Origin of the sequence: Paenibacillus sp. FSL F4-0125 (assembly GCF_038008565.1) — a bacterium.
Classification (GTDB): Bacteria; Bacillota; Bacilli; order Paenibacillales; family Paenibacillaceae; genus Paenibacillus_AQ.
In genome coordinates this window covers 5982522-6008336 of record NZ_JBBOZJ010000001.1, presented here as the reverse complement: position 1 = coordinate 6008336, position 25815 = coordinate 5982522, and the positions used below count along the sequence as shown (strand labels likewise).

Below are 25815 nucleotides of genomic sequence, written 5' to 3'. Positions count from 1 at the left end.
ATGGCCGACTGGCGTGATGTGCTGCTTGTGGACGGATATAATATGATCGGTGGCTGGCCGGAACTTGCGGCACTGTCCCAGATTGGTATGCAGGAAGCACGCGACCGCTTGATGGATTTGCTGGCTGATTACCAGGCTTACTCAGGACGAAGGGTTATTGCTGTGTTTGATGCATACCGCGTTCCAGGATTGGGACGGTCATTTGTCCAAGGCAAAGTCCAGGTATTTTTCACCAAGGAAAAAGAAACCGCAGACGAGTGCATCGAGCGACTGGTTGGGGAATTTAGCAACCGACGTCGCCAAATCTATGTTGCAACGAGTGATTTAGTGGAGCAGCATATTATTTTTGCTCAAGGTGCACTGCGGATTTCTGCAAGAGAATTACATCTAGAGATTGAAGAGAATCAGAAACAAGTGAAAAAGGCTATCGAACCGGGAAGTATCAGTTCTACACGTCATTCTTTAGGAGACAAACTGCCACCTGATGTGCGGAGTAAACTGGAAAATTGGCGTAGACAGTGATAGTTGGGAAGATTTAGGTAATGTTTTTATTCCATTATATGCTATTCCAGATTGTTTTTGGACAAATCCGGTTGACGGTGTAAGGTAACATAATATATACTGATCCTATATTTCGCGAAGTAACGATGTGTCTTGCGTTGCAGCCGGGGGGATTCTTGGTGAGTGTCGACCTCAAGGAAATAATGCTGTCTGAGTATGATTTCATAAGTGATGAAGATATTGTCGAGGCTTTCCGTGGTGGCGACAGTGGCGCATTGGAACACTTAATTAATAAATACCGTAATTTTGTACGTGCTAAAGCCCGCTCTTATTTCTTGATCGGGGCAGACCGTGAAGATATTGTTCAAGAAGGAATGATTGGTCTATATAAGGCTATTCGTGACTTTAAAGGTGACAAGCTCTCTTCATTTAAGGCTTTTGCTGAGCTCTGCATTACACGTCAAATTATAACCGCTATTAAGACGGCCACTCGTCAGAAGCATATTCCGCTCAATTCTTATGTTTCTTTGGACAAGCCCATTTATGATGAAGATTCTGACCGAACGCTTATGGATGTCATTTGTGGAACTCAGGTTCTAGATCCAGAAGAACTAATTATTAATCAAGAAGAATTCATTGGACTTGAAGATAAGATGGCAGAGATTTTAAGTGACCTAGAGCGTAAGGTTCTAATGTTGTACTTAGACGGAAGATCTTATCAGGAAATTGCTGAAGATCTAAAGAGGCATGTGAAATCTATTGACAACGCTTTACAACGTGTAAAGCGGAAATTAGAAAGATATCTAGAAGTGCGCGACAATTAATGATATAATGAACACAAGAGGGCTCGTACATCGAGTTCTTTTTTTTAGTCTCATGAAATTGCTCGGATAGAATTAGGGTCTAATACCATAAATTCCTATTTGAGTCGATTTTAGTCGTTGCCGTTGAGGGTAGGTTTATACACAGTCGGAATACCCCATAATGATAAGGAAGACAGCGAAGTGTGAGGAAGAGATAGACCCAAAGGCAGGGTACGGCCATATGACTATAACACCCGAAATTACCCAGTGCAGAACGGAATTCTTTCGTTGACACAGACCTTGACATTATGCTAAAGTGTTTTAGGTAGGCCTAAATTCGCGGCTTTTTTTAGGATCAATATTTACGTCTTCTAATTGTATAGTTAGAAGGACGTCTCGGGAGGTGCACATCATGCGGGTAATTATCACTTTGGCTTGTACAAGTTGCAAACAAAGAAACTATGCGACTACCAAAAACAAGCGAAATCACCCCGACCGCATGGAGATGAAGAAATTTTGCAAGTATTGTAACTCGCAAACTCCTCATCGCGAAACCAGATAGTCTGTGGAGGTGTAGTCGGCATGAAACGTAGTTTCAAGTCTATGTTTTCCTTTTTCACTGAGAGCTGGAGTGAACTCAAAAAGGTTCGCTGGCCAAGTCGTAAAGAATTGACCAACTATACATTGATCGTTCTCGGTACAATTGTAGTTGTCGCTATTTACTTCTGGGTTCTGGACATCGGTATTTCCGCTGTGATTGAAGCGATTATTTAGAGAGGTCCCAGGTGGCTTGATATGGAAAAAAGATGGTATGTCGTTCATACCTATTCTGGGTATGAGAATAAGGTCAAAGCCAATTTGGAAAAGCGCGTTGAGTCCATGGGCATGGAAGACAAAATATTCCGCGTTCTTGTTCCTATGGAAGAAGAAATCGTAAACAAAGACGGTAAGAAAAAAACCGTCATGCGTAAAGTTTACCCGGGTTATGTTTTGGTGGAAATGGTTCAGACTGATGATTCCTGGTATGTTGTCCGCAATACTCCGGGCGTTACTGGATTTGTTGGTTCGACAGGCTCAGGGTCTAAACCGACAGCTTTGCTTCCGGAAGAGGTAGAACAAATTCTGAAGCATATGGGCATGGTTGAACCTAAAGCGAAGATTGATTTCGAAATCAAGGAATCCGTACGTATTATGGTTGGTCCGTTTGCGAATTTTGTGGGTTCCGTGGAAGAAATTTTGGCTGACAAGAGCAAGATTAAAGTGCATGTTAACATGTTTGGACGGGAAACCCCGCTAGAGTTGGATTTCACTCAAGTGGAGAAAATATAACATAAGCTAAGGGTTTCTTGTGGGAGAGCGCTAATGGCGTTCGAAGACCACTATTTTTGCAAGGAGGTGTCACTCATGGCTAAAAAAGTTATTAAAATGGTGAAACTGCAGATTCCTGCAGGGAAAGCGAATCCAGCGCCTCCAGTAGGTCCGGCGTTAGGTCAAGCAGGTGTCAACATCATGGCATTCTGTAAGGAATTTAATGCTCGTACTGCCGACCAGGCTGGCTTGATCATTCCGGTTGAAATTACAGTATTTGAAGACCGTTCCTTTACGTTCATCACTAAAACTCCTCCGGCTGCTGTTCTGCTTCGCATCGCTGCTAAAGTAGAAAAAGGATCCGGCGAACCAAACAAGAAAAAAGTAGCAAAAATCGGCCGCGCAGCGGTTCGTGAAATTGCTGAAACAAAAATGCCCGACCTTAACGCTGCATCTGTAGAAGCTGCAATGCGTATGGTTGAAGGTACTGCTCGCAGTATGGGTATCACAATCGAAGACTAGTAGTTTTCGAAGAATCGGTCATTCGTGACCCGCAAGTATGTGGGAGGAATTTCCGCTAACACCACAAAGGAGGAACATTTTCATGGCTAAACATGGTAAGAAATACCAAGAAGCTGCTAAGCTGATCAACAGCGAAGCAACTTACGAGCCTTCAGAAGCTGTAGAGCTTGTGAAAAAGGCAGCGACTGCAAAATTCGACGAAACCGTTGAAGCAGCAGTTCGTCTGGGTGTAGACCCGCGTAAACAAGACCAAGCAGTTCGTGGTGTTGTTGTCCTGCCTCACGGCACTGGTAAAACACAACGCGTGCTTGTATTTGCAAAAGGTGAAAAAGCGAAAGAGGCAGAAGCTGCTGGCGCGGATTTTGTTGGTGATCAAGACATGATCAACAAAATTCAACAAGGCTGGTTTGAATTTGATGTCTGCGTAGCTACACCTGACATGATGAGTGAAGTCGGTAAACTAGGTCGTCTGCTTGGTGGTAAAGGTCTTATGCCTAACCCTAAAGCCGGCACAGTTACATTCGATGTTTCCAAGGCTGTGCAAGAAATCAAAGCCGGTAAAATCGAATACCGTCTCGACAAAGCAGGTCAAATTCACGCGCCAATCGGCAAAGTGTCCTTTGATGCTGCACAATTGAACGATAACCTTAAAGCTCTTATCGACGCTTTGAACCGTGCGAAACCAGCTGCTGCTAAAGGTGTATACCTTAAAGGCATCTCGATTTCTTCCACAATGGGTCCTAGCGCTCGTGTGAACACAACCGTCTTCAGATAAATAAGGGTTGACTCTTTGAGTCAATTTTGATAATCTATAACAGTTGTGAAACTTAAGGTATCAATCTTAACCTTGAATATGCTTACCGTAGACAGTAGGTGCCTTAGTGCTTAATTCCCTACCGAGGTGTTGTGATAGAAACAAGAAGTAACGAGCTCGCTCGTATAACTTTCGTTTTATCAAGCCTTCGTGATTCTGCGGAGGCTTTTCTAATGCCTGCGTAGGAGCGGTGATGCTTTCCTTGGAAAGGACGCCGACACATAAATTTTCAGGAGGTGTATACATTGGCAAATGCAAAAGTAATTCAAGCAAAACAGGATGCGGTTGACGTTGTTACTGCGAAACTGCAAAACAGTCTTTCGACTGTTGTAGCGGACTATCGTGGATTGAACGTTTCCCAAGTGACTGAACTGCGTAAGCAACTTCGTGAAGCTGGCGTTGAGTTTCAAGTCCTGAAGAACACATTGCTACGTCGCGCAACTGCTGCGGCTGAGTTGACTGAGTTGGATGAAGTTTTGACTGGTCCAACAGCTATCGCATTCAGCGCAACTGATGCAGTAGCTCCAGCTAAAATTTTGAACGATTTCGCCAAGAAAAACGACGCTTTGAAATTGAAAGGCGGCGTAGTAGAAGGACGTGTCATCGACGCGGACCAACTGAAAGCACTGGCTGAGCTTCCATCCCGCGATGGTTTGCTGTCCATGCTGCTTAGCGTACTTCAAGCTCCAATGCGCAACTTCGCGCTTGCAGTTAAAGCTGTTGCTGAAAAAGAAGAACAAAGCGCGTAAGCCTTTGACTCTTGCAGCATAAATCATTACCACAAACAAATTTAAATTATAAATGGAGGTTCAATCATGAGTAAAGAAGCAATCTTGGAAGCAATTAAAGGCATGAGCGTATTGGAACTGAACGACCTGGTTAAAGCAATTGAAGAAGAATTCGGCGTAACTGCAGCAGCTCCAGTAGCAGCTGGCGGTGCGGTAGCAGCAGTTGCTGAAGAGCAATCCGAATTTGACGTAATTTTGACAGGCGCTGGCGCTTCCAAAATCAACGTTATCAAAATCGTTCGCGAAATCACAGGCCTTGGCTTGAAAGAAGCTAAAGATCTTGTAGACAACGCACCAAAAGCAATCAAAGAAAAAGTAAGCAAAGAAGAAGCCGAAGCTACTAAAGCAAAATTGGAAGAAGCAGGCGCAGCTGTAGAAGTGAAGTAATTCCTTCTATACTGAAAACCCCTTGAACTTGTTCAAGGGGTTTATTTTATAAATAGAGTTAGTAGGGTTTTGTAAATACAAACTATTAACATAAAGGAAAGGGAGGATAGAGATGTCGCAACATTATTATTCGCAGCAACCGGAAGTGCGTCATGACAGACGTACCATCGACACCGTTCTAAGAGGCAAAAGCTTTCGTTTTACGAGCGATGCGGGTGTTTTCTCTAAAGGAGATATCGATTACGGTAGCCGAGTTCTTATTGAAGCTATGATCATTCCGGACGGTTCGGCAGTGCTTGATGTGGGTTGCGGATATGGACCGATAGGCATAAGTGCAGCATGCCTAGCCCCCAAAGGGCAAGTGACGATGATTGATATTAACAGTCGTGCGGTAGAACTTGCGCGTGAGAATGCTCAGCACAATGGAATCCGGAATGTTACGGTAATGGAAAGCGATGTACTCGGCGCATTGAATGAACAACAAAAGTTCGATGTGATTCTTACCAATCCTCCGATACGTGCAGGAAAAGCTGTAGTGCATCAGATTTTTGAAGAAGCTTATGATCATTTGAATGAGGGTGGCTTTCTGTGGATTGTTATTCAGAAGAAGCAGGGTGCTCCGTCAGCGGTAGCTAAACTTGAAAGCTTGTTCTCGAATGTGGAAGAAGTGGGGAAAGATAAAGGTTATCGTATTATTAAAGCTCAGAAATAAAAATCAATAGGTTATTGACATGTGATAGTGATAATGGTATTATTATAAAATGTCAGTATTAAGATAGGCTCCATGTCTTTAGTTTGCTGAAAATGTCAAGCGATATATTGTCGCCGGCTAGCGCAAGCCGTACGGCAAGTTTTGTGCGAATTGGTTCTCTATGCTCTGGCGTAGCGAGTGTTACGCGGTAATAGATAATAGCGCATAAACTGTTGCTTGGTGACGTATAATATGTACGTTTTGGGCAAATCTACTGGATAAGGAGTATTTTGGTCATGGATAAGTGCGCTCTTTTTTCGAAGATTTCGATAAGGGCTTTTCTTTTATTTATGACTGAATCCTTGTAGTATGGTTCCATTATACGGTTCCAAACAAGGGTTCGCAATCAATTTTTAAGTGAGTAGACATGAGGGGTGAGTAAAGTTGGCAGGACATCTTGTTCAGTATGGTCGACGCACTCGGCGGAGCTATGCGAGAATTAACGAGGTACTCGAGGTCCCGAACCTGATCGAGATCCAACAAAAATCGTATGATTGGTTTTTGGAGGAAGGATTGCGGGAAATGTTTCAGGACATCTCGCCGATCCAGGATTTCACAGGTAATTTGGTACTAGAGTTCATTGATTACAGCCTGGGTGAACCAAAATATACGGTTGACGACGCTAAAGAGCGGGACGTGACGTATGCGGCTCCTCTGCGTGTAAAGGTGCGGCTCATTAATAAGGAGACCGGTGAGGTCAAAGAGCAGGAAGTGTTCATGGGAGATTTCCCGCTGATGACGGAGACCGGCACTTTTATTATTAACGGTGCGGAACGGGTTATTGTCAGCCAGTTGGTTCGCTCTCCAAGCGTCTATTTCAGCACAAAAGTGGATAAGAACGGCAAAAAAACCTACACCGCCACAGTAATCCCGAACCGCGGAGCCTGGTTGGAACTTGAGACCGACGCTAAGGATATTATGTATGTTCGTATCGATCGGACTCGTAAAATTCCTGTTACCGTACTTTTGCGTGCTCTCGGTTTCGGTAGTGATGCCGAAATTCTGGAATTGCTTGGCAATGATGAATATATTCGCAATACGCTGGATAAAGACAACACGGACTCCACGGAGAAGGCGCTTATTGAAATTTATGAGCGTTTGCGTCCGGGCGAACCGCCGACACTAGACAATGCCAAAAGTTTGCTGGTCGCGCGTTTCTTTGATCCAAAACGCTACGACCTAGCCAATGTAGGCCGTTACAAAATCAATAAAAAGCTACACATTAAGAACCGTCTTTTCAATCAACGTCTTGCTCAGCCTTTGGTTGACGAAGCTACAGGAGAAATCCTGGCAGAGTCCGGCCAAATGGTCGATCGCAGACTGCTTGATGAATTGATTCCATATTTCGAAAAGAATGTTGCCTTTAAAAACTACCGTGTTACTGGTGGGGTTATGGACAGCGAAGATATTCCTCTTCAGACGATTGACGTATTCTCGCCAATCGAAGAAGGTCGGGTTATTAAGCTGATCGCTAACGGCAACATCGACAAGTCTGTTAAGCACATTACTCAAGCTGATATTATATCCTCGATCAGCTACTTTATTAATTTGCTTCACGGAATTGGTAATACCGATGATATTGACCATTTGGGTAACCGTCGTCTGCGTTCTGTGGGTGAACTTCTTCAGAATCAGTTCCGTATCGGTTTGTCCCGTATGGAGCGCGTTGTGCGTGAAAGAATGTCGATTCAGGATGCTAATGCAATTACGCCTCAAGCTCTGATCAATATTCGTCCGGTTATCGCGTCCATTAAAGAGTTCTTCGGTAGCTCTCAGTTGTCTCAATTTATGGATCAGACGAACCCGCTTGCGGAACTTACGCATAAACGTCGTCTATCTGCACTCGGACCCGGTGGTTTGACACGTGAGCGCGCGGGCTTTGAAGTTCGTGACGTCCATCACAGTCACTACGGTCGGATGTGTCCAATTGAAACACCGGAAGGTCCGAACATTGGATTGATCAACTCCTTGTCTACCTTTGCTCGTATCAACGAATACGGCTTTATTGAAGCTCCATATCGTTGGGTAGATCCAAAGACAGGTAAGGTAACTGAACAAATCGATTATCTGACTGCTGATGAGGAAGATAATTATGTAGTTGCTCAGGCTAATGTATTGATCGACGAAGATGGCTCTTTTAAGGAAGACATGGTAATCGTTCGTTACAATAAAGACTCTGACAACATTACAACGATGCCAAGTGATCGTGTGGATTACATGGACGTTTCGCCTAAACAGGTCGTATCCGTCGCTACGGCGCTCATTCCGTTCCTTGAGAACGATGACTCCAACCGCGCACTGATGGGATCTAACATGCAGCGTCAAGCCGTTCCACTTCTAATTCCTAAAGCTCCGCTGGTCGGAACAGGGATGGAGCATAAATCCGCTAAGGATTCTGGCGTATGTGTTGTTTCTAAGTATGACGGTATTATCGAACGTTCTTCAGCTAATGAAATTTGGCTGCGCCGGGTTGAAACAGTCGAAGGCAAAGAAGTTAAAGGCGATATCGTTAAATATAAATTACACAAATTTATGCGTTCTAACCAAGGTACCTGTATTAACCAACGTCCTCTAGCTAAAAGAGGGGACATTGTTAAGAAAGGTGATATCCTGGCAGATGGTCCTTCCACAGAAATGGGCGAACTTGCTCTTGGTCGCAACGTAGTCGTTGCGTTCATGACTTGGGAAGGTTACAACTACGAGGATGCGATCCTGTTAAGTGAGAAACTAGTTAAGGAAGATGTATACACTTCGATTCATATCGAAGAATACGAATCTGAAGCTCGTGACACTAAACTGGGACCTGAAGAAATTACTCGTGATATTCCAAACGTGGGTGAAGAAGCTCTGCGCAATCTTGATGAGCGTGGAATCATCCGTATCGGTGCGGAAATCAGCGCTGGTGACATTCTGGTTGGTAAGGTTACTCCGAAGGGTGTAACTGAACTGACAGCAGAAGAACGTCTCCTGCACGCTATCTTTGGTGAGAAGGCTCGTGAAGTACGGGATACCTCTTTACGCGTTCCTCACGGTAGTGATGGTATTATCGTGGACGTTAAAGTATTTACACGTGAGAACGGTGATGAACTGCCTCCTGGTGTAAATCAATTGGTACGTGTCTATATCGCTCAGAAACGTAAGATCTCTGAGGGTGACAAAATGGCCGGACGTCACGGTAACAAGGGTGTCGTTGCCCGTATCCTGCCAGAAGAAGATATGCCGTTCCTTCCGGACGGTACGCCAGTACAGGTTGTACTTAACCCTCTAGGCGTTCCTTCTCGTATGAACATCGGACAGGTGCTCGAGGTCCATATTGGTATGGCCGCATTGCGTCTGGGTATTCACATTGCAACGCCGGTATTTGACGGAGCGCGTGAGTACGACGTGTTTGATACGATGGAAGAAGCAGGTATGCAGCGTAATGGTAAGACTGTATTGTACGATGGTCGGACAGGTGAACGCTTCGAACGTGAAGTTACTGTCGGCGTCATGCATATGATTAAACTGGCGCACATGGTTGATGATAAGATTCACGCCCGTTCAACAGGTCCTTACTCATTAGTTACGCAACAGCCGCTGGGTGGTAAAGCTCAGTTTGGTGGACAGCGTTTCGGGGAGATGGAAGTGTGGGCGCTTGAAGCTTATGGTGCTGCATATACATTGCAAGAAATTTTGACCGTGAAATCCGATGACGTGGTTGGTCGCGTGAAAACGTACGAATCCATCGTCAAAGGTGAAAATGTACCGGAACCAGGTGTTCCTGAATCGTTCAAAGTATTGATCAAAGAACTGCAGTCCCTGGGTATGGATGTTAAGATTCTTAGCGGTGACGAGCAGGAAATTGAAATGAGAGAATTGGACGATGAGGACGAGACGTCAGGCGACAAGCTAAGCCTCAATTTAGAAGGCGCAGAAGTCGGAGTAGAATAATCACGCTAGGAGCTTTAGAGTTCCATTTTATAAAGGACCGCGCCCTCTTTTGATGTAACAGTCAGAGGAGGGCAAAGCGGTACTAAATCAGGATTAGGTTAAGGAGGGTTGCTCCTTGTTGGACGTTAACAATTTTGAATTTATGAAAATCGGACTCGCTTCTCCGGAGAAGATTCGTTCATGGTCCCGCGGAGAAGTTAAGAAACCGGAAACCATTAACTATCGTACATTGAAACCGGAAAAAGAGGGTCTTTTCTGCGAGCGTATCTTTGGACCGCAAAAAGACTGGGAATGTCATTGCGGTAAATACAAACGTGTCCGTTATAAGGGCGTAGTCTGCGACCGTTGTGGCGTTGAAGTTACTCGTGCTAAAGTTCGTCGTGAACGTATGGGTCACATTGAATTGGCTGCTCCGGTATCTCATATCTGGTACTTCAAAGGTATCCCAAGCCGTATGGGCTTGGCACTAGATATGTCTCCAAGATCTCTTGAAGAGATTATCTACTTCGCTTCTTATGTTGTAACTGATCCAGGTGAAACACCATTGGAAAAGAAACAACTTCTGTCCGAAAAAGAATATCGTAGCTACCGTGAAAAATACGGTTACGGTTTCCAAGCCGGCATGGGTGCTGAAGCTGTTAAGAAGCTTCTTCAAGACATCGACATTGAGAAAGAACTGGAATTCCTCAAAGAAGAACTGCGTACGGCTCAAGGCCAACGTCGTAACCGGGCGATCAAACGTCTGGAAGTTATTGAGGCATTCCGTAACTCAGGCAACAAACCTGATTGGATGATCATGGATGTACTACCGGTTATTCCTCCGGAACTTCGTCCGATGGTTCAATTGGATGGTGGCCGTTTTGCTACGTCTGATTTGAACGATCTTTATCGTCGTGTTATTAACCGGAACAACCGTCTGAAAAGACTGCTGGATCTTGGTGCACCTGACATTATCGTGCAGAACGAGAAACGGATGCTACAGGAAGCTGTCGATGCTCTCATCGATAACGGCCGTAGAGGACGTCCTGTAACGGGTCCTGGTAACCGTCCACTTAAATCACTCAGCCATATGCTGAAGGGTAAACAAGGACGTTTCCGTCAGAACTTGCTCGGTAAACGGGTTGACTACTCTGGACGTTCCGTTATCGTTGTAGGACCGTACCTGAAGATGTATCAGTGCGGACTTCCTAAGAAAATGGCGCTAGAATTGTTCAAGCCTTTCGTTATGAAAGAATTGGTTAACAAGGGCCTAGCCCACAACATAAAGAGCGCGAAACGTAAAGTTGAGCGTGTAAGTCCTGAAGTATGGGATGTACTTGAAGAAGTAATCAGAGAGCACCCAGTACTTCTAAACCGCGCACCAACACTTCACCGTCTCGGTATTCAAGCTTTTGAACCGATTTTGGTGGAAGGTCATGCTATTCGTCTTCACCCACTCGTATGTACGGCTTACAACGCCGACTTTGACGGTGACCAAATGGCGGTGCACGTTCCTCTGTCAGCAGAAGCTCAAGCGGAAGCACGTATTCTTATGCTTGCATCCGGTAATATCTTGAACCCTAAAGACGGAAAACCAGTTGTAACACCTTCCCAGGATATGGTCCTTGGTACTTTCTACCTGACCATGGACAACAAGGAAGAAAAAGGATCAGGTATGATTCTGCGTACCGTAAATGAAGCTGTATCAGCTTACCAACGCGGAACTGCAGGTCTTCATGCTCGTGTAGCTATTCCAGTTAAAGCACTAGGTAAGACTTGCTTTACGGAAAAACAACAAGGTGCAATGTTGATTACTACGATCGGTAAGATTATCTTTAATGAAATTTACCCAAGTAGTTTCCCTTATATCAATGAAGCGACTAAGACTAACTTGCTGCATGGCACGCCAGAGAAATACTTTATCTATGAAAAAGGCGCAGATATTCGCGAGCTGATTGAATCCGCTCCTGAAGCCAGCGCTGTAGGTAAAGAATATCTGGGTCTGATTATCGCACGTTGTTTTGAAACTTATCATACAACCAAAACCTCTATGATTTTGGATAAAATTAAACAACTCGGCTTTACGTACTCCACACGTTCCGGTGTTACCGTTGCTGTGTCGGATGTTATCGTGCCTGAGGAGAAAGTTACGATCCTGAAAGAGTCCGAAGCTAAGGTAGATGTGGTTGCTAACCAATATCGCCGTGGTCTGATCACTAATGACGAACGGTACGACCGTGTTATTGAGATCTGGTCGAAGACGAAGGATGATCTTACGAACATCCTGCTTAAATCGATGGACCGTTTCAACTCTATCATGCTCATGGTTGACTCCAAAGCGCGGGGTAACAAATCGCAGATCACTCAGCTGGGTGGTATGCGTGGTCTGATGGCAACACCTTCGGGTCGGATTTTCGAATTACCAATTAAAGCGAACTTCCGTGAAGGTCTTACGGTCTTGGAGTACTTTATCTCCACTCACGGAGCGCGTAAAGGTCTTGCCGATACCGCACTTCGTACTGCTGACTCCGGTTACTTGACTCGTCGTCTCGTTGACGTAGCTCAGGACGTTATCGTCCGTGAGGAAGATTGTGGAACGGACAAAGGATTTACAGTTAGTCGAATTCAGGATGGTAAAGAGGTTATTGAGGATCTGTATGACCGTATTGAAGGTCGCTACTGCTTCGAGACTGTTCGTCATCCAGAAACAGGCGAAATCATTGTTCACCGCAACGATTTGATTGACTCCGATAAAGCGGAAGCAATCGTAGACGCTGGTGTAACTAAGCTACAAATCCGCTCTGTACTAAGCTGCCGTGCTCGTCATGGTGTTTGTAAGAAATGTTACGGTCGTAACTTGGCAACTGGTAAACACGTTGAGATCGGTGAAGCGGTTGGTATTATCGCTGCACAATCTATCGGTGAACCAGGAACCCAGCTTACAATGCGTACGTTCCATACCGGCGGTGTTGCCGGTGATGACATCACGCAAGGTTTGCCGCGTATTCAAGAGTTGTTTGAAGCCCGTAACCCTAAAGGTCAGGCTACAATCAGTGAGATCGATGGTGTAATCAAGGAAATCCGTGAAACTAAGGATCGTCGTGAAATCGAAGTTCAAGGTGAAGCAGAATCCAAGACTTATTCCATTACTTATGGATCACGTCTACGTGTCAGCGAAGGCCAAGAAATTGAAGCCGGCGATGAGTTGACAGACGGTTCGATTGACCCTAAAGAAATGCTGCGAATCAAAGGGATCCGTGGGGTACAAAACTACATTCTGCAAGAAGTTCAGCGTGTATATCGTAACCAGGGCGTTGAGATCAATGATAAGCACATTGAAGTTATGATCAAACAAATGCTTCGGAAGATCCGTATCATTGACGCGGGTGACACAAGTCTGTTGCCGGGCGCGTTTGCGGATATTCATGAATATGAAGGTGCTAACAAGGAAGCCATCTTGTCTGGTAAAGAGCCTGCAGTTGCTAAACCAGTCTTGCTCGGTATTACCAAGGCGTCTCTTGAGACAGATTCCTTCTTGTCAGCAGCGTCTTTCCAAGAAACTACTCGCGTCTTAACAGATGCTGCTATCAAAGGCAAAGTAGATAAGTTGCTTGGACTCAAAGAAAATGTTATTATCGGTAAGTTGATTCCTGCCGGTACTGGTATGAATCGTTACCGTAATGTTAAACTAAGTGATCCAAATGCAGAAAGCGCGCTTGAATCTTTAGAGACGGTTCCTGCTGAATAAATTAGCAACCATGGTAGTGTACTCGTGTCATACCTATTCATAGGTGTGACACGAATATCTGCTGTGTACAATATTCATAAAAATTATTGCTGAATTTCTTGACACCATCTATTGATAATGCTAAAATGTCTAAGGTGCGTGAGTAGCCATGTTATCCTTGTTCATTGGAGGTAATGATTATGACTGATGATAGAGGACTACAGGATGCTCAGGTCAAGATCGGTACCAAACAAACCGTCAAGGCGGTAGAGTTGGGCCAAGCCGCAGAAGTCTATGTGGCAGAGGACGGAGATCAAAGGCTTACTTCCAGGATAGTTATGCTTTGTAACAAACAAGGTGTTAAGATCACATATGTGGATACGATGCTGAATTTGGGCAAGGCCTGCGGAATAGAAGTTGGCGCTGCGATGGCAGCCGTCTTAAAACAATAGCTACGGAAATGTTTTTGTACTGGAGTGAACTCCAGCGGCAAGAACTTTTCATTTGTCTTTTTATGAACCGCCTGGGTCTGTGGGCTTAGAGTTCTTAAATCGGCTATCATTTCAGGAAGGGGGTGGCAACAACATGCCAACAATTAACCAATTGGTTCGTAAAGGCCGTCAAGCCAAAATCGAAAAATCTAAATCTCCCGCTCTTCAAAAAGGGTATAACGCCCTCAAGCGTGAGGCTACAAATTTGAGCGCTCCGCAAAAACGCGGTGTGTGCACTCGTGTTGGTACAATGACTCCACGTAAACCAAACTCAGCGCTTCGTAAATATGCCCGTGTTCGTTTGACGAACCGTCTCGAGGTAACAGCTTATATCCCGGGTATCGGACATAACTTACAAGAGCACAGTGTTGTATTACTTCGCGGAGGTAAAGTAAAGGACCTTGCAGGGGTTCGTTACCATATCGTTCGTGGTGCATTGGATACAGCAGGTGTAGCTAACCGGATGCAAGCTCGTTCTAAGTACGGTGCTAAACGTCCTAAGGCTAAGAAATAAGAAAAAGTACTAGAATAATAAACATTTAAGAAAGGGGGATATCCATGCCACGCAAAGGTCCAGTTACTAAGAGAGACGTATTGCCAGATCCGTTGTATAATAGCAAGTTGGTTACTCGTTTGATTAACCGCATTATGCTGGGTGGTAAAAGAGGTGTCGCTCAAAGCATTCTGTACAATTCATTCAAGTTGATTGAAGAACGTACGGGTAAAGATCCGATGGAAGTTTTCGAAGCTGCCATCAAGAATATCATGCCGGTTTTGGAAGTCAAAGCTCGTCGTGTCGGTGGTGCTAACTATCAAGTACCTATCGAGGTTAAACCAGAGAGACGTACTGCTCTGGGATTACGTTGGCTCGTAAACTACTCTCGCAACCGCGGTGAGAAGACGATGGAAGAGCGTTTGGCGGCTGAGATCATCGACGCTTCCAACAACACAGGCGCTTCTGTTAAGAAACGCGAAGATACACACAAAATGGCTGAAGCAAACAAAGCGTTCGCTCACTACCGTTGGTAGGATTAAGGTCATTCAAATAACTTATATTTTGAAGGGAGATCCATTTCATGGCTAGAGAGTTCTCCTTAAAAAATACACGTAACATCGGGATCATGGCGCATATTGATGCTGGTAAAACAACTACCACAGAGCGGATTCTTTTCTATACAGGCCGTACGCACAAAATCGGTGAAGTTCACGAAGGTGCTGCTACAATGGACTGGATGGAGCAAGAACAAGAGCGCGGAATCACGATTACGTCCGCTGCTACCACTGCTGCGTGGAAAGGTCACCGCATCAATATCATTGATACCCCAGGACACGTTGACTTCACTGTTGAAGTTGAACGTTCCCTGCGTGTATTGGATGGGGCAGTAGGTGTATTTAGTGCAAAAGAGGGCGTTGAACCTCAGTCTGAAACCGTATGGAGACAGGCTGACCGTTATAACGTTCCACGTATTGCATATGTGAACAAAATGGACATTATCGGTGCGGATTTCCTTAACGTAATCGAAACTATGCGTGATCGTCTTCAAGCCAATGCAGTTGCTATTCAATTGCCAATTGGTGCTGAAAGTGATTTCACTGGTATTATCGACCTTGTTGAGCAAAAAGCACACATGTTTAGAGATGATCTAGGCCAAAACATCGAAGTAACGGATATTCCGGAAGAATATTTGGCCAAAGTTGAGGAGCTGCGTCTCGAGTTGATCGAGAAAGTTGCTGAACTTGATGAAGATCTGACTATGAAGTACCTGGAAGGCGAAGAAATTACAGTTCCGGAAATTAAAGCTGCACTGCGCAAAGGCGTAGTTGAAGTTAAATTGTTCCCTGTAATTGTTGGATCCTCCTACCGTAACAAAGGAATTCAGCTTATGCTGGATGCAGTTGTTGATTACTTGCCATCTCCTCTTGACGTTCCAGCTATCACTGGACATCTAGATGATGGAACTGAAGCAGTTCGTCATTCTTCGGATGAAGAACCGTTTGCAGCTTTGGCATTTAAAATCATGACTGACCCTTATGTAGGTAAACTTACGTTCTTCCGTGTATACTCTGGTATTCTAGAGTCCGGATCTTACGTAGTTAACGCTACTAAGAACAAGCGTGAACGTATTGGTCGTATTCTTCAAATGCATGCTAACAGCCGTCAAGAGATTTCCATCGTGTATTCTGGCGACATCGCTGCAGCAGTTGGTTTGAAAGACACCAGTACAGGTGATACACTGTGTGATGAGAAGCATCCAGTAATTCTGGAATCAATGAACTTCCCTGATCCAGTTATCGAAATCGCTGTTGAACCAAAAACAAAAGCTGACCAAGATAAATTGGGCGTTGCTCTCGGTAAATTGACTGAAGAGGATCCAACTCTTCGTGCTCATACTGATGAAGAAACAGGCCAAACTATCCTGGCTGGTATGGGTGAACTTCACTTGGACATCATCATCGACCGTATGCGTCGTGAGTTCAAAGTAGAAACCAATGTGGGTAAACCACAGGTTGCTTACCGCGAAACGTTCAAGGCACCTGCTCGCGTCGAAGGTAAATTTGTACGCCAATCTGGTGGTCGTGGTCAATACGGTCACGTATGGGTTGAATTTGAACCCCTCGAGCCAGGTACTGGTAGCAAATTCGAAAGTAAAGTTGTTGGTGGCTCGGTTCCTAGAGAGTACATCGCTCCTGCACTTGCGGGTATCGAAGAACAAATGAAAAACGGCGTACTTGCAGGCTTCCCGCTTGTAGACGTTAAAGCTACCATCGTTGATGGTTCTTACCATGATGTCGATTCCAACGAAATGGCATTTAAAATTGCCGGCTCGATGGCACTTAAAGCAGCTAAAGACAAGTGTAAACCTGTCCTGCTTGAGCCAATCATGAAAGTAGAAGTAACTGTTCCTGAGGAATATATGGGTGATGTTATGGGTATGCTGAACTCCCGCCGTGGCCGTATCGAAGGTATGGATTCCCGTGGTGGAGCGCAAATTATCCGTGCTAAGGTGCCTCTTTCCGAAATGTTCGGATACTCTACAACTCTACGTTCTGGTACTCAAGGACGTGGCGTATTCTCAATGGAGCTTTCTCACTATGAAGAAGTTCCTAAATCCATTGCGGAAGAGATCGCTGCTAAGAACAAAGGCGTAGAATAATTACTAGTTTTAACTTGCCGTCCGGGTATAAACACTCAGTCATCTAAGATAAACATATAGGCGGACGGCTCAAATATAAGGAACCCCACATTAAGGAGGAACTGTTCAAATGGCAAAGGCAAAGTTTGAACGTAACAAACCGCACGTTAACATCGGTACTATTGGTCACGTCGACCATGGTAAAACGACTCTGACTGCTGCAATCACTACTGTATTGTCCAAAACTTACGGTGGCGCAGCTATCGCATTCGATCAAATCGACAAAGCTCCTGAAGAGCGCGAACGTGGTATCACAATCTCCACTTCCCACGTTGAATATGAAACTCCTAACCGTCACTACGCTCACGTAGACTGCCCTGGTCACGCCGACTATGTTAAAAACATGATCACTGGCGCAGCGCAAATGGACGGAGCTATCCTGGTTGTATCCGCAGCTGATGGCCCTATGCCACAAACTCGCGAGCACATCCTGTTGTCCCGTCAAGTAGGTGTTCCATACATCGTTGTTTTCTTGAACAAATGCGACATGGTTGAAGACGAAGAGTTGTTGGAATTGGTTGAAATGGAAGTTCGTGACTTGCTGAGCGAGTATGACTTCCCAGGCGACGACACTCCAATCATTCGTGGTTCTGCTCGTGAAGCTCTTCAAAACCCAGATGGTGAATATGCTAAGAAGATTGTTGAAATGTTCGAAACAATCGACGAGTACATTCCACTTCCAGAGCGTCAAACTGACAAACCATTCTTGATGCCTGTCGAAGATGTATTCTCCATCACTGGCCGCGGTACTGTGGCAACTGGTCGCGTAGAACGCGGAACAGTTAAAGTCGGAGAAGAAATCGAAATCGTTGGTATTCACGAAGAAACTAAGAAATCCGTAGTTACGGGCGTAGAAATGTTCCGTAAATTGCTGGATTCCGCTCAAGCGGGCGACAACATCGGAGCTTTGCTTCGTGGTGTAGACCGTACTATGATCGAGCGTGGCCAAGTATTGGCTAAACCGAACTCTGTTAAACCACACACTGAGTTCACTGCTCAAATCTACGTTTTGACTAAAGAAGAAGGCGGACGTCACAAACCATTCTTCACTGGTTACCGTCCACAGTTCTACTTCCGTACAACTGACGTAACTGGCATCATCAACTTGCCAGAAGGTACTGAAATGGTTATGCCTGGTGACAACATCACTGTAACTGTTGCTTTGATCTCCCCTATCGCTATTGAAGAAGGTACTAAATTCTCCATTCGCGAAGGTGGACGTACAGTTGGAGCAGGTAGCGTAGCTTCCATCCAAAAATAAATTAGATTCTATCTGCGGGTAGACTCTGAATCATAGTGCCCCGGATTCTTCTTGCGGAGAATCCGGGGCTTTTTGTGTTCAGAAAATCATAATATATTTTTCGACATTTAATGATAAATAAAACGCATTAATATGAGTTGTTTCTACATAATTCGTCAAAATACATCAATCAATTGTTTACAATTATACTAATCATAGAGTAAAATGAAGGAGGATTAATAATGTAAAAATATAGGAATTAAGGGAGAGTGGTAATATGGGGAAATGTCCTTTTTCCTTCATGCATGCGCTAACTGCACGTAAAAACAATGTGGATTCTCCTGCCTCTCATTCCTTAGATATCAAGGAACAGAGCAAGCCTACTGAGTTTTTATTTCATACTATTGAAGGTCATGGCGAGCTCAATGAACAAATGAAGATGATTGATCTAACTGAATCAGATTTGAATTTATTGCGTAGGGTGAAGCCTATTGTTGAACAGAATATAGACTACATTACTGATCAATTTTACAATTCGGTGTTAGGTGTTAATAAGCTTGAGGCCATAATTTTGAAGCATAGCAGCATCGAGAGATTGAAAACAACGCTCCGAGAGCATATCATCGAAATTTTTGATGGCAAAGTTGATGATGAATACATAGCAAAGCGCTTGAAGATTGCTAATATTCATAAAAGGGTCGGACTTGAGCCAAAATGGTACTTATCCGCTTTTCAAAATCTTCAGAACGTATTTATACAAGTTATCTATAAAGAAACCAATGATGACAAAGCACGCCTACAAGTAGTTCAGACTGTGACTAAGCTGCTAAACCTCGAGCAACAACTTGTTTTAGAGGAATACGAGAAAGAGAACGTCAAAGAAAAAGAACAACAGTACTTATTGGTTAAAAATGAATTAAAGCAGAAAATTGCTGAATTTAGCAGCGAATTAATAGATTTTAGCATCGATACAAATGCCGCTGTGAAGCAGCTAGTAGCCAGTAGTAATGAAGTAAGTAGAACATTCCAACGTACAGCTAGATCCTCTGTAGAGTCACAGGGGCTGGCTACAGATGGACATGAACATTTGGATAGCTTAACAGGACAGATTAACCTTATTTATCAAAGCACTAGTGAGATGGAACACTCCATTTATGAATTAAGCAATTCCTCTAATCAAATACAAAAAATCGTAAACTCAGTGAAAGATATAGCTGATCAAACTAAAATCCTTTCTCTTAATGCAACAATAGAAGCTGCTAGAGCCGGAGAGCACGGTAAAGGGTTTAGTGTAGTTGCCCAAGAAGTTAGTCGGTTGGCAGAAGATACGAAGAATACTGTAATTCAGATCGTGGAGCTAACTAATAAATCGGGCAGTCTCACACAACAGGTTGTTGAGGAGATACGTAAGGTGCAAGAGCTAACCAAAAGTGGAAAGCATCAATCTCTTGAGACTAGTCTTTTGTTTTCCGATATTGTAGAGGCAATGAGCAGTAGCACACAGGAGATAGTTGTAGTAGAAGAAGAAATAAGGACATTGATTCAGACTATAGAAGGAATAGGTTCAGCAACAGCGCAGACAGCGGAGTCAGCTGAGTTTTTCAAGTCTGCAACTGAGAATCTCTAACCTATATAATAGAAACAAAACAACGTATGAAAAAAATATGCGTTGTTTTGTTATTTTAGCTTGCAATACTGCCGCCTATTATATATAATAATAAATGTTGTTCTGAGACGTTGCGATGATGTGAGAGGTTACTGACACACCCGGCCCCTTTGCCATGGGGGCGAGGTCAGAAAATTTTCACGGAGTATGTCCGATACCAAATTGGGCGATAGAAGGAGGGACTAAAATGGCAAAGCAAAAAATTCGTATTCGCTTGAAAGCATACGACCACAGAATTCTTGATCAATCCGCTGAGAAGATTGTTGAAACAGCAAAACGTTCGGGTGCAGGTGTATCCGGGCCGATTCCGTTACCAACTGAGAAGCAAATCATTACTATTCTCCGTGCGGTACACAAGTACAAGGATTCCCGTGAACAGTTTGAGCAACGGACTCACAAACGTTTGATCGATATTGTGAACCCAACACCACAAACTGTGGATGCCTTGATGCGCTTGGATCTACCGTCCGGTGTAGATATCGAAATCAAATTGTAATTCATTTTTAGCAACTTAGGAAAAGAAAAGAGGTGTCAACATTGAAAGGTATCTTAGGAAAAAAACTCGGTATGACTCAAGTGTTTACTCCAGAAGGTAACGTAATTCCTGTTACTGTTATCGAAGCAGGACCTTGTGTAGTACTGCAAAAGAAAGACCTGAATATCGACGGATATGAAGCAGTGCAATTGGGCTTTTCTGATAAAAAAGAAAAACGCTCCAATAAGCCTGAACAGGGTCACGCCAAAAAGGCAAATGCAACACCTAAGCGCTACGTTCGTGAAATTCGCGGTGTTGACCTCGGGTCTCTCGAGGTTGGACAAGAACTGAAAGCTGATATTTTTGCTGAGGGCGAATTTGTTGACGTAACTGGCACATCTAAAGGTAAAGGTTTCCAAGGTAACATCAAACGTTGGGGACAAAGCCGCGGACCAATGGCACACGGATCGCGTTACCACAGAAGACCAGGTTCCATGGGTTCTATCCAAGCTAACCGTGTTCCTAAGGGCAAACGCCTTCCAGGACATATGGGTCACACGACTATTACGGTTCAAAAGCTTGAAATTATCAAGGTTGATGTTGAACGTAACGTATTGCTGGTAAAAGGCGCTATCCCAGGTCCTAAAAACAGCTTCGTGAAAGTTAAACAAACCGTTAAGAAATAATTACTGAAGAAAGGAGGAACATGAAATGCCAAAAGTAACACTTTTTAATATTAGTGGCAACGAAGTTGGTGAAGTGGAACTGAGCGATACAGTATTCGGTATTGAACCGAATGAGCACGTTCTACATGAAGCTGCGCTTATGCAAAGAGCTTCCCTGCGTCGTGGTACACACAAAGTAAAAGGACGTTCTGAAGTTCGTGGCGGTGGACGTAAACCTTGGAAACAAAAAGGTACAGGTCGCGCTCGTCAAGGCTCCATTCGTTCTCCACAATGGAAAGGCGGCGGCGTTGTCTTCGGACCAACACCACGTAGCTATTCCTGGAAACTGCCTAAGAAGGTTCGTCGTTTGGCCATCAAATCCGCTTTGTCCTCGAAAGTACTCGAGAATGACATTATCGTATTGGATAGCTTGACAATGAATGCTCCGAAGACGAAAGAATTCGCAGCAATCTTGAACAACCTGAAAGTAGATCGTAAAGCGTTGATCGTAGCAACTAGCTATGATGATAACGTAGCGCTTTCCGCTCGTAACATCCCTGGGGTGAAATTCGTAGCGGCTGACGGCATTAATGTTCTTGACGTACTAACGTACGACAAACTGATCATCACTAAAGAAGCAGTTCTGAAGGTAGAGGAGGTGTTCGCGTAATGAAAGATCCTCGTGATATTATCAAACGTCCGGTGATTACGGAACGTACTTCCGACTACATGAGCGAAATGAAATACGCTTTTGAAGTGGATATCCGTGCTAACAAAACCGAAATCAAAAAAGCTGTCGAGGCTATTTTCAAAGTAAAAGTAACTAATGTGAACACAATGCGCGTGCCTGGCAAATTGAAACGTTATGGTAAATATTCTGGTTACACTCCAGAGTGGAAAAAAGCCATCGTTAAGCTTAGCCCGGACAGCAAGCCGCTTGAATTTTTTGAAGCGGTAGAATAATACTCTTAAAGTAAGGAGGAAACTATAGTGCCAATCAAAAAGTACAAACCGACCTCTCCGGCAAGACGACACATGTCTGTGTCTACGTTTGAAGAAATTACAACAAACCAGCCAGAGAAATCGTTGCTTTCTCCGCTGTTCAAACATGCGGGACGCAACAACCAAGGTAAAATTACGGTTCGTCACCATGGCGGCGGACACAAACGTAAATACCGTATTATCGACTTCAAACGTACTAAAGACGGCATACCAGGTAGCGTTGCTACAATCGAGTATGACCCGAACCGTACATCTAATATTGCTTTGATCCACTATGCTGATGGAGAGAAACGTTATATCATCGCTCCTAAAGGCCTAAAAGTTGGGGATAAAGTAGAGTCCGGCCCAACAGCCGACATCAAAATTGGTAACACTCTTGCACTGGAAAACATTCCAGTGGGTACAGTTATCCACAACATCGAGTTGAAACCAGGTAAAGGCGGACAATTGGTTCGTGCTGCTGGTACAGAAGCTCAATTGCTTGGTAAAGAAGAAAAATACTGTTCCGTTCGTTTGTCATCCGGTGAGGTTCGCAAGATCCTTAGCGTATGCCGTGCAACTATCGGTTCCGTAGGTAACGAAGATCACGAATTGATCAAAATCGGTAAAGCTGGACGTAGTCGCTGGCTGGGCCGTCGCCCTGAAGTTCGCGGTGTAGTAATGAACCCTAACGATCACCCACACGGTGGTGGTGAAGGCCGCGCTCCAATCGGACGTAAATCGCCTATGTCTCCATGGGGTAAACCAACCCTTGGTTACAAAACGCGTAAGAAAAACAAGGCATCTGATAAATATATCGTTCGCCGCCGCACTAAATAAGACGCTTCTGGCAAGTTAATAAAGCGCGAAGCGTCGATTCGCGGTTTGAAGAACCGGATGAAGGGAGGATTCACACATGGGTCGCAGTTTAAAGAAGGGGCCGTTTATCGATGGCTACCTGCTTAAAAAAGTTGAGGAACTGAACGAGGCTGAGAAAAAGGTTGTAGTTAAAACTTGGTCCCGTCGCTCAACCATTTTCCCTCAGTTTATCGGACATACGTTTGGTGTATATGACGGCCGTAAACACGTGCCTGTATACGTAACAGAAGATATGGTAGGTCACAAGTTGGGCGAGTTCGCGCCAACACGTACTTACAAAGGCCACGCGGGTGACGATAAGAAAACAAGAAGATAATAATAAGGTCTCTGTTTGAAAGGAGGTTAAACAATGGAAGCAAAAGCACATGCAAGATCGGTGCGGATTTCCGCTCGTAAAGCGAAACTGGTTGTTGACTTGATTCGTGGTAAGCAAGTGGGGGAAGCAATTGCAATTCTTCGCCACACTCCGAAATCCGCTTCTCCGGTCGTTGAGAAGTTGCTTAATTCGGCAATTGCGAATGCTGAGCATAACTATTCTTTGGACGTGAACAGTTTGTTCGTTAGCGAGGTTTTCGTTAACCAAGGACCTACTATGAAACGTTTCCGTCCGCGCGCCATGGGCCGCGCAAGTCGGATCAATAAACGCACGAGCCACATTACACTGGTGGTATCTGAGAAATAAGGAGGGATAACACGTGGGTCAAAAGGTAAATCCAATCGGACTCCGAATCGGTATTATTCGCGATTGGGAATCTAAATGGTATGCAGGAAAAGATTTCGGTACTCTTCTGATGGAAGACGTCAAAATCCGGGAATACCTTAAAGGTAAGTTGAAGGATTCCGCTGTTTCCCATATCGAGATCGAAAGAGCGGCTAGCCGAGTGAACGTTACAATTCATACTGCTAAACCAGGTATGGTTATTGGTAAGGGCGGAGCAGAAGTAGAAGTACTTCGCAGCGCAGTTACAGCAATCGCTGGTGGCAAAAAAGTACACATCAACATCAATGAAATCAAGCACCCTGAATTGGATGCAATTCTTGTAGCTGAGAGCATTGCTCAACAATTGGAACGTCGTGTATCGTTCCGTCGTGCACTCAAACAAGCGATTCAAAGAACTATGCGTTCTGGCGCAAAAGGGATTAAAACTCAAGTAGGCGGACGTCTTGGCGGAGCCGAGATCGCTCGTTCAGAAGGTTATAGCGAAGGAACAGTTCCACTTCATACGCTTCGTGCCGATATCGATTACGGAACGGCTGAAGCACATACAACTTACGGTCTTATCGGCGTAAAAGTATGGATCTACCGTGGAGAAGTTCTTCCCCCAGCTAAGAAACAAGCTGCTCAGGAAGGAGGCAACTAATCATGTTGGTACCAAAACGCGTAAAACACCGCAAGCAACAACGCGGACACATGAAGGGTATGGCAAAAGGCGGTACTGAATTGAACTTCGGCGAATTCGGCCTAGTTGCAATGGAACCGTCTTGGATCACTAACCGTCAGATCGAAGCTGCTCGTATCGCGATGACACGTTATATCAAACGTGGCGGTCAAGTTTGGATCAAGATTTTCCCAGATAAGCCTATTACTCAAAAGCCTCTCGAGGTTCGTATGGGTAGTGGTAAAGGTAACGTTGAGAAATGGGTAGCCGTAGTTAAACCGGGCAAGATTATGTTCGAACTCGGAGGCGTGTCGGAAGAAATCGCTCGTGAAGCGATGCGTCTTGCCGCTCACAAGCTGCCTGTTAAGACTAAGTTTGTGAAACGTGAAGAATTGGGTGGTGAAGCAAATGAAAGCTAATGAACTTCGCAACTTAACCACTGCTGAGATTGAACAAAAGATCGCTGGATTCAAAGAGGAACTTTTTAATCTCCGTTTTCAATTGGCAACAGGCCAACTGGACAACCCGACTCGGATTCGTGACGTGCGTAAGGAAATAGCTCGTGCTAAAACCGTGATCCATCAAAGAGTGCTTGGGATTAGTTAAGTGAGACGGATCTCAGATCCGTATTCAGGAAGGAGGCTAACTAATGAGCGAAGAACGTAATGCACGTAAAGTGCTAATCGGTAAAGTGGTCAGTGATAAAATGGATAAAACCATCGTAGTCGCTGTTGAAACCTATAAGAAACACAACTTGTACCACAAACGCATCAAGTCTACGAAGAAATTCAAAGCACATGATGAGGAAAACGTTGCAAAAATTGGCGATACCGTAAAAGTCATGGAAACTCGTCCGTTGTCCAAGGACAAACGTTGGAGACTAGTTGAAGTGGTTGAAAAAGCGGTTATCATCTAAGATAATCAAAAGAGTTTTTCCGGAAGGAGGAAATTATAATGATTCAACCATTTACACGTTTGCATGTGGCTGACAACTCTGGTGCGAAGGAACTGATGTGTATCCGCGTACTGGGTGGTACTGGACGCCGTACAGCAGCAATCGGTGATTTGATCGTTTGTTCCGTAAAACAAGCAACACCAGGCGGCGTTGTCAAAAAAGGTGATGTTGTTAGAGCGGTAGTTGTTCGTACGAAACGTTCCGTTCGTCGTAAAGATGGATCTTACATCGCATTCGACGAAAATGCAGCTGTTGTTGTTAAAGACGACAGAAGCCCTCGTGGAACACGTATCTTTGGACCAGTTGCTCGCGAACTTCGCGATAAAGACTACATGAAGATCGTTTCCTTGGCACCGGAAGTAATCTAATAAACACGAGCA

At 44.5% G+C, this 25815-nt stretch carries 30 protein-coding genes and 1 other annotated feature; all 30 genes read left to right on the top strand.

Annotated features, from left to right (window positions below):
- The 30 genes from NST74_RS26895 to rplN all read left to right on the top strand — a co-directional run bounded on the left by NST74_RS26895 (position 1) and on the right by rplN (position 25803).
- Complete coding sequence (locus NST74_RS26895) at positions 1-522, top strand: NYN domain-containing protein (protein ID WP_076121171.1); 522 nt, start codon at positions 1-3, stop codon at positions 520-522.
- Between the two features lie 158 nt (positions 523-680).
- The gene (gene sigH / locus NST74_RS26890; protein ID WP_036680496.1) at positions 681-1325 is read left to right on the top strand and encodes an RNA polymerase sporulation sigma factor SigH; all 645 of its coding nucleotides are present in this window, start codon (positions 681-683) and stop codon (positions 1323-1325) included.
- Positions 1326-1716: 391 nt separating this feature from the next.
- Positions 1717-1866, top strand: coding sequence for a 50S ribosomal protein L33 (gene rpmG / locus NST74_RS26885; protein WP_076099620.1), 150 nt, complete (start codon positions 1717-1719; stop codon positions 1864-1866).
- A gap of 20 nt (positions 1867-1886) precedes the next feature.
- Positions 1887-2078 (top strand): preprotein translocase subunit SecE, encoded by a 192-nt coding sequence (gene secE, locus NST74_RS26880; protein ID WP_036680497.1) that lies wholly within the window; start codon positions 1887-1889, stop codon positions 2076-2078.
- 21 nt (positions 2079-2099) lie between these two features.
- Positions 2100-2633: a transcription termination/antitermination protein NusG gene (gene nusG, locus NST74_RS26875; RefSeq protein ID WP_036680499.1), complete on the top strand. Its 534-nt coding sequence runs from the start codon at positions 2100-2102 to the stop codon at positions 2631-2633.
- Positions 2634-2708: 75 nt separating this feature from the next.
- Positions 2709-3134: a 50S ribosomal protein L11 gene (rplK, locus tag NST74_RS26870; RefSeq protein ID WP_042131235.1), complete on the top strand. Its 426-nt coding sequence runs from the start codon at positions 2709-2711 to the stop codon at positions 3132-3134.
- Positions 3135-3216: 82 nt separating this feature from the next.
- Positions 3217-3909, top strand: coding sequence for a 50S ribosomal protein L1 (gene rplA / locus NST74_RS26865; protein WP_036680504.1), 693 nt, complete (start codon positions 3217-3219; stop codon positions 3907-3909).
- 67 nt (positions 3910-3976) lie between these two features.
- Positions 3977-4129, top strand: a sequence feature (ribosomal protein L10 leader region).
- Positions 4130-4193: 64 nt separating this feature from the next.
- Positions 4194-4697, top strand: a complete 504-nt coding sequence (gene rplJ, locus NST74_RS26860; protein WP_042131234.1) for a 50S ribosomal protein L10 — start codon at positions 4194-4196, stop codon at positions 4695-4697.
- 66 nt (positions 4698-4763) lie between these two features.
- Entirely contained in the window at positions 4764-5123 is a 360-nt protein-coding gene (rplL, locus tag NST74_RS26855) for a 50S ribosomal protein L7/L12 (protein ID WP_042131233.1), read from the top strand.
- Positions 5124-5235: 112 nt separating this feature from the next.
- Positions 5236-5835 (top strand): class I SAM-dependent methyltransferase, encoded by a 600-nt coding sequence (locus NST74_RS26850; protein WP_341115368.1) that lies wholly within the window; start codon positions 5236-5238, stop codon positions 5833-5835.
- Between the two features lie 423 nt (positions 5836-6258).
- Entirely contained in the window at positions 6259-9804 is a 3546-nt protein-coding gene (rpoB, locus tag NST74_RS26845) for a DNA-directed RNA polymerase subunit beta (protein ID WP_341115365.1), read from the top strand.
- 115 nt (positions 9805-9919) lie between these two features.
- Positions 9920-13531 carry a DNA-directed RNA polymerase subunit beta' gene (rpoC, locus tag NST74_RS26840; protein ID WP_339288290.1) on the top strand — a complete coding sequence of 1204 codons (3612 nt, stop codon included), beginning with the start codon at positions 9920-9922 and terminating at the stop codon, positions 13529-13531.
- Between the two features lie 179 nt (positions 13532-13710).
- Complete coding sequence (locus tag NST74_RS26835) at positions 13711-13962, top strand: ribosomal L7Ae/L30e/S12e/Gadd45 family protein (protein WP_042131229.1); 252 nt, start codon at positions 13711-13713, stop codon at positions 13960-13962.
- Positions 13963-14095: 133 nt separating this feature from the next.
- Positions 14096-14515 (top strand): 30S ribosomal protein S12, encoded by a 420-nt coding sequence (gene rpsL / locus NST74_RS26830; protein WP_036680518.1) that lies wholly within the window; start codon positions 14096-14098, stop codon positions 14513-14515.
- Positions 14516-14559: 44 nt separating this feature from the next.
- On the top strand, positions 14560-15030 hold the full coding sequence (gene rpsG / locus NST74_RS26825) for a 30S ribosomal protein S7 (protein ID WP_036680520.1): 471 nt from the start codon (positions 14560-14562) through the stop codon (positions 15028-15030).
- A 47-nt stretch (positions 15031-15077) separates the two neighbouring features.
- Positions 15078-17156 (top strand): elongation factor G, encoded by a 2079-nt coding sequence (gene fusA, locus NST74_RS26820; protein WP_042131228.1) that lies wholly within the window; start codon positions 15078-15080, stop codon positions 17154-17156.
- Between the two features lie 109 nt (positions 17157-17265).
- Positions 17266-18456: an elongation factor Tu gene (gene tuf / locus NST74_RS26815; RefSeq protein WP_042131227.1), complete on the top strand. Its 1191-nt coding sequence runs from the start codon at positions 17266-17268 to the stop codon at positions 18454-18456.
- Positions 18457-18712: 256 nt separating this feature from the next.
- A complete protein-coding gene (locus tag NST74_RS26810) occupies positions 18713-20062 on the top strand; it encodes a globin-coupled sensor protein (RefSeq protein WP_341115362.1) in 1350 nt (449 codons plus the stop codon).
- A gap of 226 nt (positions 20063-20288) precedes the next feature.
- The gene (gene rpsJ, locus NST74_RS26805) at positions 20289-20597 is read left to right on the top strand and encodes a 30S ribosomal protein S10 (RefSeq protein WP_017692074.1); all 309 of its coding nucleotides are present in this window, start codon (positions 20289-20291) and stop codon (positions 20595-20597) included.
- A gap of 41 nt (positions 20598-20638) precedes the next feature.
- Entirely contained in the window at positions 20639-21262 is a 624-nt protein-coding gene (rplC, locus tag NST74_RS26800) for a 50S ribosomal protein L3 (protein WP_036680532.1), read from the top strand.
- A 25-nt stretch (positions 21263-21287) separates the two neighbouring features.
- Entirely contained in the window at positions 21288-21911 is a 624-nt protein-coding gene (rplD, locus tag NST74_RS26795; protein ID WP_036680536.1) for a 50S ribosomal protein L4, read from the top strand.
- The gene (gene rplW, locus NST74_RS26790; protein ID WP_036680537.1) at positions 21911-22204 is read left to right on the top strand and encodes a 50S ribosomal protein L23; all 294 of its coding nucleotides are present in this window, start codon (positions 21911-21913) and stop codon (positions 22202-22204) included. Before rplD ends, rplW begins: the two co-directional genes overlap by 1 nt.
- A gap of 27 nt (positions 22205-22231) precedes the next feature.
- Positions 22232-23062: a 50S ribosomal protein L2 gene (gene rplB / locus NST74_RS26785; RefSeq protein ID WP_042131225.1), complete on the top strand. Its 831-nt coding sequence runs from the start codon at positions 22232-22234 to the stop codon at positions 23060-23062.
- Between the two features lie 76 nt (positions 23063-23138).
- Complete coding sequence (rpsS, locus tag NST74_RS26780) at positions 23139-23417, top strand: 30S ribosomal protein S19 (RefSeq protein ID WP_036652940.1); 279 nt, start codon at positions 23139-23141, stop codon at positions 23415-23417.
- Positions 23418-23450: 33 nt separating this feature from the next.
- On the top strand, positions 23451-23783 hold the full coding sequence (gene rplV, locus NST74_RS26775; RefSeq protein ID WP_036680546.1) for a 50S ribosomal protein L22: 333 nt from the start codon (positions 23451-23453) through the stop codon (positions 23781-23783).
- A 13-nt stretch (positions 23784-23796) separates the two neighbouring features.
- The gene (rpsC, locus tag NST74_RS26770) at positions 23797-24462 is read left to right on the top strand and encodes a 30S ribosomal protein S3 (RefSeq protein WP_038573452.1); all 666 of its coding nucleotides are present in this window, start codon (positions 23797-23799) and stop codon (positions 24460-24462) included.
- Between the two features lie 2 nt (positions 24463-24464).
- Positions 24465-24899 (top strand): 50S ribosomal protein L16, encoded by a 435-nt coding sequence (gene rplP, locus NST74_RS26765; RefSeq protein ID WP_042131224.1) that lies wholly within the window; start codon positions 24465-24467, stop codon positions 24897-24899.
- Entirely contained in the window at positions 24889-25086 is a 198-nt protein-coding gene (rpmC, locus tag NST74_RS26760; RefSeq protein WP_019908232.1) for a 50S ribosomal protein L29, read from the top strand. Before rplP ends, rpmC begins: the two co-directional genes overlap by 11 nt.
- A 43-nt stretch (positions 25087-25129) precedes the next feature.
- Entirely contained in the window at positions 25130-25396 is a 267-nt protein-coding gene (gene rpsQ, locus NST74_RS26755) for a 30S ribosomal protein S17 (protein ID WP_042131223.1), read from the top strand.
- A 38-nt stretch (positions 25397-25434) separates the two neighbouring features.
- Positions 25435-25803: a 50S ribosomal protein L14 gene (rplN, locus tag NST74_RS26750; RefSeq protein ID WP_036680556.1), complete on the top strand. Its 369-nt coding sequence runs from the start codon at positions 25435-25437 to the stop codon at positions 25801-25803.
- Positions 25804-25815 lie beyond the last annotated feature (12 nt).

Excerpts from the sequence above, each read along its gene's own strand:
- NST74_RS26895 (WP_076121171.1), top strand. The coding sequence starts at position 1 with ATGGCCGACTGGCGTGATGTGCTGCTTGTGGACGGATATAATATGATC.
- rpmG (WP_076099620.1), top strand. The coding sequence starts at position 1,717 with ATGCGGGTAATTATCACTTTGGCTTGTACAAGTTGCAAACAAAGAAAC.
- secE (WP_036680497.1), top strand. The coding sequence starts at position 1,887 with ATGAAACGTAGTTTCAAGTCTATGTTTTCCTTTTTCACTGAGAGCTGG.
- nusG (WP_036680499.1), top strand. The coding sequence starts at position 2,100 with ATGGAAAAAAGATGGTATGTCGTTCATACCTATTCTGGGTATGAGAAT.
- rplK (WP_042131235.1), top strand. The coding sequence starts at position 2,709 with ATGGCTAAAAAAGTTATTAAAATGGTGAAACTGCAGATTCCTGCAGGG.
- rplA (WP_036680504.1), top strand. The coding sequence starts at position 3,217 with ATGGCTAAACATGGTAAGAAATACCAAGAAGCTGCTAAGCTGATCAAC.
- rplL (WP_042131233.1), top strand. The coding sequence starts at position 4,764 with ATGAGTAAAGAAGCAATCTTGGAAGCAATTAAAGGCATGAGCGTATTG.
- NST74_RS26850 (WP_341115368.1), top strand. The coding sequence starts at position 5,236 with ATGTCGCAACATTATTATTCGCAGCAACCGGAAGTGCGTCATGACAGA.
- NST74_RS26835 (WP_042131229.1), top strand. The coding sequence starts at position 13,711 with ATGACTGATGATAGAGGACTACAGGATGCTCAGGTCAAGATCGGTACC.
- rpsL (WP_036680518.1), top strand. The coding sequence starts at position 14,096 with ATGCCAACAATTAACCAATTGGTTCGTAAAGGCCGTCAAGCCAAAATC.
- rpsG (WP_036680520.1), top strand. The coding sequence starts at position 14,560 with ATGCCACGCAAAGGTCCAGTTACTAAGAGAGACGTATTGCCAGATCCG.
- fusA (WP_042131228.1), top strand. The coding sequence starts at position 15,078 with ATGGCTAGAGAGTTCTCCTTAAAAAATACACGTAACATCGGGATCATG.
- tuf (WP_042131227.1), top strand. The coding sequence starts at position 17,266 with ATGGCAAAGGCAAAGTTTGAACGTAACAAACCGCACGTTAACATCGGT.
- NST74_RS26810 (WP_341115362.1), top strand. The coding sequence starts at position 18,713 with ATGGGGAAATGTCCTTTTTCCTTCATGCATGCGCTAACTGCACGTAAA.
- rpsJ (WP_017692074.1), top strand. The coding sequence starts at position 20,289 with ATGGCAAAGCAAAAAATTCGTATTCGCTTGAAAGCATACGACCACAGA.
- rplD (WP_036680536.1), top strand. The coding sequence starts at position 21,288 with ATGCCAAAAGTAACACTTTTTAATATTAGTGGCAACGAAGTTGGTGAA.
- rplW (WP_036680537.1), top strand. The coding sequence starts at position 21,911 with ATGAAAGATCCTCGTGATATTATCAAACGTCCGGTGATTACGGAACGT.
- rpsS (WP_036652940.1), top strand. The coding sequence starts at position 23,139 with ATGGGTCGCAGTTTAAAGAAGGGGCCGTTTATCGATGGCTACCTGCTT.
- rplV (WP_036680546.1), top strand. The coding sequence starts at position 23,451 with ATGGAAGCAAAAGCACATGCAAGATCGGTGCGGATTTCCGCTCGTAAA.
- rplP (WP_042131224.1), top strand. The coding sequence starts at position 24,465 with ATGTTGGTACCAAAACGCGTAAAACACCGCAAGCAACAACGCGGACAC.
- rpmC (WP_019908232.1), top strand. The coding sequence starts at position 24,889 with ATGAAAGCTAATGAACTTCGCAACTTAACCACTGCTGAGATTGAACAA.
- rpsQ (WP_042131223.1), top strand. The coding sequence starts at position 25,130 with ATGAGCGAAGAACGTAATGCACGTAAAGTGCTAATCGGTAAAGTGGTC.
- rplN (WP_036680556.1), top strand. The coding sequence starts at position 25,435 with ATGATTCAACCATTTACACGTTTGCATGTGGCTGACAACTCTGGTGCG.